This is a genomic window from Variovorax sp. WDL1 (assembly GCF_001541225.1).
Taxonomy (GTDB): domain Bacteria; phylum Pseudomonadota; class Gammaproteobacteria; order Burkholderiales; family Burkholderiaceae_C; genus Variovorax.
This window is the reverse complement of sequence record NZ_LMTS01000068.1, coordinates 14,378-24,934: the sequence shown is the minus strand read 5'-3', so window position 1 is coordinate 24,934 and position 10,557 is coordinate 14,378. Positions and strand designations below refer to the sequence as shown.

8 protein-coding genes are annotated in these 10,557 nt (G+C 69.2%); 5 read left to right on the top strand and 3 right to left on the bottom strand.

Annotated features, from left to right (window positions below; all coding sequences use genetic code 11):
• Positions 1 to 38: 38 nt before the first annotated feature.
• The 5 genes from APY03_RS09245 to APY03_RS09225 are packed head-to-tail and all read left to right on the top strand — an operon-like array spanning position 39 to position 6,020.
• Positions 39 to 1,097 carry a 3-keto-5-aminohexanoate cleavage protein gene (locus APY03_RS09245; RefSeq protein WP_068676063.1) on the top strand — a complete coding sequence of 353 codons (1,059 nt, stop codon included), beginning with the start codon at positions 39 to 41 and terminating at the stop codon, positions 1,095 to 1,097.
• A 19-nt stretch (positions 1,098 to 1,116) separates the two neighbouring features.
• The gene (locus APY03_RS09240) at positions 1,117 to 2,088 is read left to right on the top strand and encodes a Bug family tripartite tricarboxylate transporter substrate binding protein (protein ID WP_068676061.1); all 972 of its coding nucleotides are present in this window, start codon (positions 1,117 to 1,119) and stop codon (positions 2,086 to 2,088) included.
• Positions 2,089 to 2,125: 37 nt separating this feature from the next.
• Entirely contained in the window at positions 2,126 to 3,097 is a 972-nt protein-coding gene (locus tag APY03_RS09235; RefSeq protein WP_068676059.1) for a quinone oxidoreductase family protein, read from the top strand.
• Between the two features lie 27 nt (positions 3,098 to 3,124).
• Positions 3,125 to 4,753, top strand: a complete 1,629-nt coding sequence (locus APY03_RS09230; protein WP_068676057.1) for a 3-(methylthio)propionyl-CoA ligase — start codon at positions 3,125 to 3,127, stop codon at positions 4,751 to 4,753.
• Positions 4,754 to 4,790: 37 nt separating this feature from the next.
• A complete protein-coding gene (locus tag APY03_RS09225; protein ID WP_068676055.1) occupies positions 4,791 to 6,020 on the top strand; it encodes a porin in 1,230 nt (409 codons plus the stop codon).
• Position 6,021: 1 nt separating this feature from the next.
• Here the strand turns inward: APY03_RS09225 and APY03_RS09220 are convergent, their stop codons facing one another.
• From APY03_RS09220 to APY03_RS43515, 3 genes are all read right to left on the bottom strand, one after another.
• Positions 6,022 to 6,672: a redoxin domain-containing protein gene (locus APY03_RS09220; protein ID WP_068676053.1), complete on the bottom strand. Its 651-nt coding sequence runs from the start codon at positions 6,670 to 6,672 to the stop codon at positions 6,022 to 6,024.
• A 27-nt stretch (positions 6,673 to 6,699) separates the two neighbouring features.
• Entirely contained in the window at positions 6,700 to 9,828 is a 3,129-nt protein-coding gene (locus tag APY03_RS09215; RefSeq protein ID WP_068676051.1) for an adenylate/guanylate cyclase domain-containing protein, read from the bottom strand.
• Between the two features lie 183 nt (positions 9,829 to 10,011).
• Positions 10,012 to 10,557: aminotransferase class III-fold pyridoxal phosphate-dependent enzyme (locus APY03_RS43515; protein WP_232324208.1), on the bottom strand; the 546-nt coding region annotated here is incomplete at its 5' end.

Genomic DNA, 10,557 nt, shown 5'->3' with positions numbered 1-10,557 from the left:
CCTTATTCCCCCCCCCCCGACATTCCCCGGAGCATTCAATGAACTTCCTCGACGGACACCTGTTCCCCGAAAACCAGCAGCCCTTGGTCATCACGGCCGCGCCCTACGCGCCGTCGTGGGTGCCCTCGGATTTTCCCGGCGAGATCGCCGTGACGATGGAAGAGCAGATCCAGAAGGCGGTGGACTGCTACGAGGCCGGCGCCACGGTGCTGCACCTGCATGTGCGCGAGCTGGACGGCAAGGGCTCGAAGCGGCTTTCGAAGTTCAACGAGCTGATCGCCGGGGTGCGCGAGCGTGTGCCGGAGATGATCATCCAGGTGGGCGGCTCCATCAGCTTCGCGCCCGAGACAGATGGCGCCGCCGCCAAGTGGCTGAGCGACGACACGCGCCACATGCTGGCGGAGCTCGACCCGAAGCCCGACCAGGTGACGGTGACGATCAACACCTCTCAGATGAACATCCTGGAGCAGTTCGATGCGCGGGACATCAAGGGCACTTCGATGGAAGACCCGGCGGTCTTCAACGCCTACAAGGAGATGACGGTGCCGGCCCAGCCCGGCTGGGCCGAGGAGCACATCCGCCGCCTCTCGGCCGCCGGCATCCAGAGCGCCTTCCAGTGCTACAACATCAACAGCTTCGAGTCGGTCGAGCGGCTGATGCGCCGCGGCATCTACAAGGGGCCGCTGGCGTTGAACTGGGTCGCGATCGGCGGCGGGATGGACGCGCCGAACATCTACAACCTCGCCAACTTCGTGCGTGCGGTGCCCGATGGCGCGATGTTGACGGTGGAAAGCTCGGTGTTGAATGTGCTGCCGATCAACATGATCGGCATCGCCCTGGGGCTGCACGTGCGCTGCGGCACCGAGGACAACCTGTGGAACCAGTCGCGCACCGCGAAGATCGGCACGGTGGCGCAGATCGAGCAGCTGGTGCGCATCGCCGGCGAGTTCGGCCGGCCGATCGCGACCGCGCAGCAGGCGCGCGAGATCTGCAAGATCGGCGTGTTCTACGACACGGTCGAAGAGACGCTGCTGGCCAATGGCTTTGCACCCAATCGCAATGGCGGCCAGCAAGGCTTCCTGCGCAAGGCCGCCTGAACGCGGCACAGGAACACCCATGAAGCGCATTTTCAATCTCGCCCTGTGTGCCGCGCTCGCCGCCACCGGGCTGGTGCCGGCCTCGGCATCTGCCTTTGGCGACAAGCCGGTCAAGATGATCGTCCCGGCGCCGCCGGGGGGCACCATCGACGTGATGGCGCGCATCGTGAGCGACCAGCTCTCGCGCGACATCGGCCAGCCGGTGGTGGTCGAGAACAAGCCCGGCGCGGGCGGCTCCATCGCCGTCAAGTACCTGCTCTCGCAGCCGGCTGACGGCCAGACGCTGATGGTGACGGCCAGCAACGTGCTCACCGAGGTGCCGCACGTGCTCAAGGGCGGCTTCGATCCGCTCAAGGACGTCAAGCCCCTCTCGCTGATGGCGCTCTCCTCCATGCTCTTCATCGCTTCGCCGCAGTTCCCCGCCAAGGACGCGAAGGAGGCCATCGCCTACGTGAAGGCACATCCGGGCCAGGTGTCCTATGCCTCGTACAGCGCGGGAACGGCATCGCAGTACGCCGGCGCCATCCTGAACAAGGCGGCGGGGCTGGACATGCAGCATGTGCCCTACCCAGGGTCGGCACCGGCGCTGGCGCAGTTGATGGGCGGGCAGGTTCCGCTCATGTTCGACGGGGCCGTCACTTCCAAGAACCTGATCGCCGGCGGCAAGGTGCGGCTGCTGGCAGTCGCGACCAAGACCCGCATGCCGGAGTTTCCCAACACGCCCACGTTGGCGGAGCTGGGCTACCCGGGGCTGAACTTCAGCAACTGGACGGGCGTGATCGCCTCGTCCCAGATGCCGGCACCGTTGGCCGAGAAGATCCACGCGACGCTGCAGAAGGTCGCGGCCAACGCAACGGTGCGCGAGCGCCTGATCGGCGCAGGCTTCGAGCCGATGCCGGATCGCTCGCTGGCGCAGGCACAGAGCGAACTGCGGGAGGAATACGACCGCAACGCCGAGATCGTCAAGACCTTCGACATCAAGCTCAACTGAGCGCCGACCGCAAAGCCAGAGAAAGAGGAGAAGAGACATGGTCAAGGCCATTCGCTTTTACGAGACGGGCGCGCCCGAGGTATTGAAGCTGGAAGACGTCGAGGTGGGCGACCCCGGTCCCGGCCAGGCTCGCGTGCGCCACAGCTACGTTGCGCTGAACTTCATCGACATCTACTTCCGCACGGGGCGCTATCCGCTCGCGCTGCCCAACGGCCTGGGCTCCGATGCGGTGGGCGTGGTCGAAGCGGTGGGGCCCGGTGTGACGGACATCCAGGTCGGTGACCGCGTGGGCTATCTCATCGGGCCGCAGGGCGCGTACTCGCAAGTGCGGGTCATGCCGGCCGACGTGCTGATCCCGCTGCCCGACGGCGTGTCGGACCGCACGGCCGCCACCTTGATGATGAAGGGCATGACGGCGCAGTACCTGTTCCGCCAGGTGTTTCCGCTGCAGGGCGGCGAGACGATCCTGTACCACGCGGCGGCCGGCGGCGTGGGCCTGATCGCCTGCCAGTGGGCGCGCGCGATGGGCGTGACGATGATCGGCACGGTCAGCACCGACGAGAAGGCCGAGCTCGCCAAGGCCAACGGCTGCGCCCACACCATCGTGACCTCGCGCGAGAACATCGTCCAGCGGGTCAAGGAGATCACCGGCGGCAAGGGCGTGCCGGTGGTCTACGACTCGGTGGGCAAGGACACGCTCGAGGCGTCGCTGGACTGCCTGCAGCCGCGGGGCTCGCTGGTGAGCAACGGCACGTCGTCGGGGCCGGTGGTGATCGACTCGCAGATGCTGGCCGCCAAGGGCTCCCTCTGGGTGACGCGGCCGGCGATGGTGCACTACATCCAGCCACGTACCCACATGCTGGAGATGGCCCGGGAGCTGTTCGGCCACGTGCTGGCCGGGCGCATCGTCAGCGAGCCCCAGCAGGTGTTCCAGCTTGCGGATGCAGCCGAAGCCCACCGCGCGCTGGAGTCGCGCAAGACCACCGGGTCCACCGTGCTGGTGCCCTGATTCGCCTTCAACCTGAAAGCATTTCCGATGAACGGTTTGATGATGGATCGGCCATTGCTGATCTCCAGCCTGCTCACGCATGCAGAGAGCCAGCACGGCGACCAGGAGATCGTGTCGCGCCGCGTCGAGGGCGACCTGCACCGCATGAGCTATCGCGAGCTCGGCCAGCGCGCGCGCCGGCTGGCCAACGCGCTGGCCGCGCATGGCATCGGGCATGGCGAGCGCGTGGCCACGCTGGCCTGGAACGGGCACCGCCACATGGAGCTGTATTACGCGGTGTCGGGCTCGGGCGCGGTGCTGCACACCGTCAACCCACGGCTGCACGCCGACCAGGTGGCCTGGATCGCCGATCATGCGGAAGACCGGATCCTGTTCTTCGACCTCAGCTTCCTCCCGCTGGTCGAAGCCATCGCGCCGCGCGTGGCCACCATCAAGGCTTTCGTGGCGATGACCGACCGGGCGCACATGCCCGCCTCCACGACGGTCCCGAACCTGCTGTGCTACGAAGACCTGCTCGAAGCCCATTCGCCTGCATTCGAGTGGCCGGAGTTCGACGAACGCTGCGCCTCGTCGCTGTGCTACACGTCCGGCACCACCGGCAACCCGAAGGGCGTGCTCTACAGCCACCGCTCCACGGTGCTCCACGCCTACGCGGCGGCGCTGCCGGATGCGCTGTGCTATTCCGGCAGCGACACCGTGCTGCCCGTGGTGCCGATGTTCCATGTGAACGCCTGGGGCATTCCGTACATCGCGTGCATGGTGGGCGCCAAGCTGGTGTTCCCCGGCCCGCGGCTCGACGGCGCGTCGCTGCACGAACTGTTCGAAGCCGAAGGCGTCACCGTGTCTGCCGGCGTGCCGACCGTGTGGCAGGGACTGCTTGCGCATGTGGAAGCGAACGGGCTGACGTTCAGCACCATGCGCCGCACCATCATCGGCGGTTCGGCCTGCCCGCCCGCGATGGTCCAGTCCTTCCAGGAGCGCCATGGCGTGCAGGTGGTGCACGCCTGGGGCATGACGGAAACCAGCCCGCTGGGGTCGGTGTGCAGGCTGCATGCGCGGCAGCTGGGGCTCGATGCGTCGCAGCGCCTTGCCATCCAGGCCAAGCAGGGCCGCGCGGTGTTCGGCGTGGAGATGAAGATCGTCGATGCCGACGGCGAGCGCCTGCCGCACGGTGGCCGGGCCGCGGGCGAACTGATGGTGCGCGGCCCCTGGATCGCCTCGGGCTACTACCGCGGCGAAGGTGCGGGCCCGGTGGTGGACGGCTGGTTTCCGACCGGCGATGTGTCGACCATCGACGCCGAAGGATTCATGCAGATCACCGACCGCAGCAAGGACGTGATCAAGTCGGGCGGCGAGTGGATCGGCTCCATCGACCTGGAGAACATTGCCGTGGCGCACCCCGCGGTGGCAGCCGCCGCCTGCATTGCCGCGCGCCACCCCAAGTGGGACGAGCGCCCGCTGCTGATCGTGGTGAAGAAGCCCGGCCATGACCTGTCGCGCGACGAGCTGCTCGGCTTCTACGAAGGAAAGATCGCCCGCTGGTGGACACCGGACGACGTGGTGTTCGTCGACAGCATCCCCCTGGGCGGAACCGGCAAGGTACAGAAGAACCTGCTGCGCGACGCCTGGCGCGACCACTTGCTGGCTTCGGCTTGAAGCGCGCAACAACCATCAATTCGAGGAGATACAAACCATGAAGAAACTCGTGCTGCCACTGTGCGCGCTCGCCGCCGCGGGGACTGCCTCGGCGCAATCGTCGCTCACCCTGTTCGGCGTCGTGGATGCCGGCATCAGCCACTACAGCGTCAAGAGCCGTTCCTGGGGCGCGACGCTGCCGCGGGAGGTGACGCAAAGCCAGACGGTGTTGTCGAGCTCGGGCTACAACTCCAGCAGGATCGGATTTCGAGGGACCGAGGACCTCGGCGGCGGGCTGGCGGCGAGCTTCTGGCTGGAAGCGCCGGTGGCCAACGACTCGGGCGCCTCCGGCATCGCGAACTTCGGCCGCCGCTCGACGGTGAGCCTGTCGGGCCCCTTCGGCGAGGTTCGACTGGGCCGCGACTACACGGCCTCGTTCTGGAACGACGCGGTGTTCGATCCCTTCGGCGTGAACGGCGTCGGCACGAATCTGGTCGCGGTGGTCAACAGCAACCTGGCGGCTTCGCGGGCGCTGGCCACCGGCGGGCTCCTGAACGGGGGGCTCTCCGCCGGAACCGACAGCTATCTGCGCACGAGCAATGCCGTCAGCTATTTCCTGCCGTCGGGGCTGGCGGGCGTCTACGGCCAGGTGCAGTACGCGTTCCACGAGAACGCCAAGGTCAGCACTTCGCTTACCGGTACGTCGGAGCGCGGGCGCTACGTGGGCGGCCGCCTGGGCTGGACCGACGGAAAGGCCGACGTGGCACTGGGTTATGGCGAAAGCATCCTGGTCAGCATCCTGCCCGGCGGCGAGAAGATCAAGAGCCTGAACATCGGCGGCTCCTACGACTTCGGGGTGGTGAAGGTCCTCGGCGAGTGGTCGCGCGTGCGCGATGTGCGCGATGGCACCGTGGCCCTCCCCATCCGGCTGACGGACCGCTACGACGGGCTCGTGGCCGGCGTGAACGTGCCGGTGGGGCCGGGCGTCATCCGCGCATCGCTTGCGCGGGTGAACTTCAAGAACGGCAACGGCCTGCCGGACAGCGACGCCTCGGTCAACAAGCTGGCACTGGGTTATGTGCACAACCTGTCCAAGCGCACGGCGTTGTATGCGTCGGTGGCGCGCATCCGTGTGCGCAACGGCCACAACAACCCGGTGGTGATGGGGGTCACTCCGCTGGTGCTGAGTCTTCCCGCCATCCTGCCCCAGCCCGCCTACGTCAACACCGGTGGGATGGAGCCTCGCCGTTCCATCGGCTACGACTTCGGCATCAGGCACGCCTTCTGATTCAAACCGAACATTCCCGCGCCGCCCCCACGATCTCGTCCTCCGACGGCATCTTTCCAAGCCCCGCCAGCCCCTCCGTCGCGCACTCCACATACGCCCACCGCACGACGCCCGTGCGGTCGATCATGAAGAGGCCCTTCAGCTGCGGCCACTGTTTCTCGACATCCCGCTCGTCGGTCGGCGTGTACTGGTAGCCGTCCATCTCCTGCAGCACCTTCCCCGCCTGCGAAATCGGCAAGGGCTCGGGCAGGTCGCCGAAGGGATTGACGCGCACCGTGTCCAACGCCTCGATCAGGGCCGGCGTGGGCTCGGGCTTGGGCAGGCCGTAGGCGCGATGGGTGGAGAGGTCCGGGTCGGCGGCCAGAGGTACTTTCGTGGGCCGGAACCTGAAGTACAGCCGCGCGTTCTCCGGCGCCGTGGCGACCACCGCCAGGCTCTCGACGCCCAGGGTCTTGAGCCTGTCCTCGAAGGTGCCGAGCTGCGCCAGCTGCCGGCGGCAGAAGGGGCACCACAGGCCGAGCATCAACGAGAGGAAGAGCGGGCTGCGCCCGCGATAGTCGTCGAGCGAGATGATGCCGGAGCCGGCGACCGCCGGGAGGGCAAAGTTCGGCGCCAGTTCGCCGGGCGCCACGGGATGCATCGTCGAGGCCATATGAGGGACTCCTTCCCGCGAGAGGGATCAGCAAAGGAACGGAAGCACGACGAGCGCATCGGGATCGAGGCCCGCGCGATCGCAGATGTCCCGGGCGAGCGCCATATAGCGCTCGGCCTGCACACCATCATCGGCATCGAGGTACAGGGTTGCAAGCCCTTCGTAGCAAGGAAAGAGTAACTGCGGCTCGGCGCTCTTCTCGGCCAGGACCAGGGCCTCCTGGTAATGCCGCAGCGCGCGGGCCGATTCGCCGTGGCACTGGTAGATCTGGGCCAGCACGACGAGCGACACGGCCAGGTGGTCGAGCTGGCCGGTGCTGCGGTCGATCTCGATGGCGGCATGGGCGGCGCCGACGCCGCGCTCGTCGCAGCGGCTGGTCAGCGTGCAGTAGGCGACGGCGAGGTTGGCCGAGAGGCGCGACTGCAGGCCGAGGTCGCCGATGCGCCGGGCGGTCTCGAGGCCGCGCTCGCAGGCCTCGATGGCGCGCTGCGGGTGGCTGGAGCTGTAGAGCACGCCGAGGTTGCACAGCGCCCGGCATTCGGCCTGCGGCAGGTCGGCCTCGCTCGCGACCGCCACGCTCTCCTCGAGCCGGATGACCGCCTCGTCGAGCCGGTCGAGCCGCGCCAGGGCCACGCCCTGGGTGTTGAGCGCGAGCGCGGCGGCGGTGCGCGCGTTGCGGCGCTCCTCCTCGTTCATGGCCGGGCCCGCTTCGAGCGTCTTGAGGTGGGCGAGCGCGCGCTGCGTCCATTCGAGGGCGCCCCGGTTGTCGGCGTCGCGGAAGAGCAGCTCGCCCATCCGCTGGTAGAGCCAGGCGCGCTCGATGTGCGGCGCCTCGCCCTCGACGAGCGCCAGCCCGGTGGCCAGGCATTGCCGGGCCTCGGCGCGCTCGCCGGCCTCCCAGCGCAGCGCGGCGATCTTGCCGAGCAGGCGGGCCTCGGCCATGCGGTCGCCGCGTTGCGCGCGGCCTTCGCGGGCGGCGGCCAGGTGCTCGGTGGCCTCGGCGATGCGGCCCGCGGGCGCCAGCACGTCGGCCAGGCGCTCGCGCACGACCAGGTGCTGCTCGTCTGCGCCTTCGCCGGGGGCCAGGGTTTCCAGCGCGAGGGTGTAGTCGCGGATGGCGTCGGCATTGGCGTAGGTGCCGCGTGCCCAGTCGCCGGCGGCGTTCAGGTAGTGGGCGCCGCGCACCTTGTCGGACCCGAGGCGGAAATGGTGGGCCAGGGCCTGCAGTTCCTCCAGCCGCCGGGGCGCCCCGCCGTACTGCCGCTCCAGCGCCTCGGCGATGCGGGTGTGCAGCTCGGTGCGGCGGCGCAGCAACAGGCTCTGGTAGGCGACTTCCTGCACCAGGCCCTGGCGGAAACGGAACTCCCGGCCGTCCTCCGCGGGCATGGCGGCGAGCAGGCCGGACTCGACCAAGGCGTCGAGCGCGTGCGGCACGGATTCGGGCGCGCTCGCCACGCCGCGCAGCAGGGTCTCGTCGAACTCCGGGCCGATGACCGCGGCTTCGCGCAGCACGGCGCGCACGGGCCCGGCCAGCCGGTCGATGCGGCCGAGCAGCAAGCCGTTGATGGTCTGCGGCACCTGCACCGTGGCGGTGCCGGAGCTGTAGACCCACCGCCCCTGCCGGCGCGAGAGCAGGCCGTCGGCAATGAGCGCACGCGCCATCTCCTCCAGGAAGAGCGGATTGCCGCCGGCATGCTCGACGATGCGCTGCCGCAGGGCGCCCGGCAGGGTGCGCGGGCCGAAGAGCGAATCGAGCATGGCGTCGCTGTGGCGCGCCGACAGGGGCTCGAGCCGCAGCACGGTCTGCGCCGCCGCGTCCGCGGCCCAGGCCTCCAGGGCAGGGGCGGGGCGCTGCGTCACCAGCAGCATGAAGGGATGGTCGCGCAGGCGCTCCAGCAGGAAGCGCAGCAGCTCGAGGGAGCCGGCATCGGTCCAGTGCAGGTCTTCCGCGATCATGATCACGGGGCCTTGCTGCAGCCGGCGATCGAGCACGGCATGGACGGCAAAGAAGATCTGCTGCTTGAGCTGCTCCGGGTCGAGGTAGCGGGTGTGCGCGTCGTCGCCCTCCAGGCCCAGCACGTGGCCCAGGCAGGCGGCGAGCGCCTGCATCTCGGCGTCGGGCAGGCCGAGGGCGGTGAGCGCCGCGGCGATCTTCTGCCGCGCGCTCGCGTCCGCATCGCGCGTGTCCAGGCCCCAGGCGTCGCGCAGCAGCGCCGCCGGCACGCCGTAGGCGCGCTCGCCGAGGGGGGAACAGGCGGCGCGGCGCAGGGCAACGTCCTGCAGCCGGCCCCGCACCTGCAGACGTTCCAGGAACTCCGAGAGCAGCCGGGTCTTGCCGCTGCCGGCGTCGGCGACGATGCGCACCAGCCGGCCCTGCCCGCCGCCCATCTGCTCGAAGGCCCGCAGGAGTGCCTCCATTTCCGATTCCCGGCCGACCAGCTCGCTGGTGAGCCCGTGTACCTGCAGGCCGCGCGTCTGCTGCGGCGCATGCAGCGCAGCCTCGAGCCGGTAGGCGGCCATCGGCTGCGCGATGCCCTTGAGCGTCAGCTCGCCCAGGGGCTCGAAGCCGAAGGCGTGCCGGGTGAGCTGCCAGGTTGCATGGCTGACCACGGTCTGGCCCGGGCCGGCGGCACTCTGGAGGCGCGACGCGGCGTTCACCGTGTCGCCGGTGACCGCATAGGCGGCGTCGCCCTCCGAGCCGAGGTGGCCCGCGACCACCGGACCGGTGTGGACGCCGATGTGCAGCGCCAGCGGCCGGCCGGTGCGCACCCGCCAGCGCTCGCCGAGCGCGGCGGCCCTTCGGTGCAGCAGCAGGGCGGCGCGCAAGGCACGCTCGGGGTCTTCCTCGTGCGCCACCGGGGCGCCGAACACGGCCATGACCGCGTCGCCGACGAACTTCTCGACGAAGCCGTCGAAGCGGCGGATGGTGGAGGCCATCTGGTCGAAGAGCTCGGTCTGCAGCGAGCGCAGGTCCTCGGCGTCCATCGTCTCGGCCAGCTCGGTGAAGCCCGACAGGTCCGCGAACATCACCGTGACCATGCGGCGGTCGGAGTCGGGCGCGGGTGGAGGTGGGGCGGCGGTGGCGAGCCGCGTCCCGCACTTCGGGCAGAAGGCGAACTCGCGGTCGACGTCGTATCCACACGAGGGGCAAGCCATGGCGCGGCCATGGTACTGCGCCGTGACGGCGTGCGTCGGGCAAAGGCCGCCCCGCTTCGTTTTTCCGGGATTGGAGGAGGTCCTCGTCGATGACGCTGGACGTGATGAAGGAGCTGACGGCGGGCGGGTATGTCGGGCAGCGAGAGGACCTTCTCGGCGCCGGAGGTCGTCAGTCGAAGCTTCTCAGGCCGTTTCCGACAACGCGTCACCCAGCGCGCTGACCAGGCGCTCGATGTCCGCCTTCTCTGCAATGAAGGGCGGCGCGAGCTGGATGGTGTCGCCGCCATAGCGCACGTAGAAGCCCTTCTTCCAGCAAGCCATCGCCACCTCGTAGGGCCGGCGTGCCGGCTCGCCGGGCAGCGCGGCCAGGGTCAGGCCGGCGGCCAGGCCGTAGTTGCGGATGTCGGTCACATGCCGGCTGCCCTTGAGGCTGTGCACCGCGGCCTCGAAGTGCGGCGCGAGCGCCTTCACGCGGCCGGCCATGTCTTCCTTGACCAGCACATCCAGGGCGGCGATGCCGGCAGCGCAGGCCACGGGATGGGCGGAGTAGGTGTAGCCGTGCGGGAACTCCAGCATGTAGTCGGGCCCGCCAGCCGCCATGAAGGTGTCGTAGATCTCCTTGCTCGCGATCACGGCGCCCAGCGGCTGGGTGCCGTTGGTGACCTGCTTGGCGACGTTCATGATGTCCGGCGTGACGCCGAAGGCATCGGCCCCGGTCATGGCGCCGGC

Excerpts from the sequence above, each read along its gene's own strand:
- APY03_RS09245 (WP_068676063.1), top strand. The coding sequence starts at position 39 with ATGAACTTCCTCGACGGACACCTGTTCCCCGAAAACCAGCAGCCCTTG.
- APY03_RS09215 (WP_068676051.1), bottom strand. The coding sequence starts at position 9,828 with ATGGCTTGCCCCTCGTGTGGATACGACGTCGACCGCGAGTTCGCCTTC.
- APY03_RS09230 (WP_068676057.1), top strand. The coding sequence starts at position 3,125 with ATGAACGGTTTGATGATGGATCGGCCATTGCTGATCTCCAGCCTGCTC.
- APY03_RS09225 (WP_068676055.1), top strand. The coding sequence starts at position 4,791 with ATGAAGAAACTCGTGCTGCCACTGTGCGCGCTCGCCGCCGCGGGGACT.
- APY03_RS09235 (WP_068676059.1), top strand. The coding sequence starts at position 2,126 with ATGGTCAAGGCCATTCGCTTTTACGAGACGGGCGCGCCCGAGGTATTG.
- APY03_RS09220 (WP_068676053.1), bottom strand. The coding sequence starts at position 6,672 with ATGGCCTCGACGATGCATCCCGTGGCGCCCGGCGAACTGGCGCCGAAC.
- APY03_RS09240 (WP_068676061.1), top strand. The coding sequence starts at position 1,117 with ATGAAGCGCATTTTCAATCTCGCCCTGTGTGCCGCGCTCGCCGCCACC.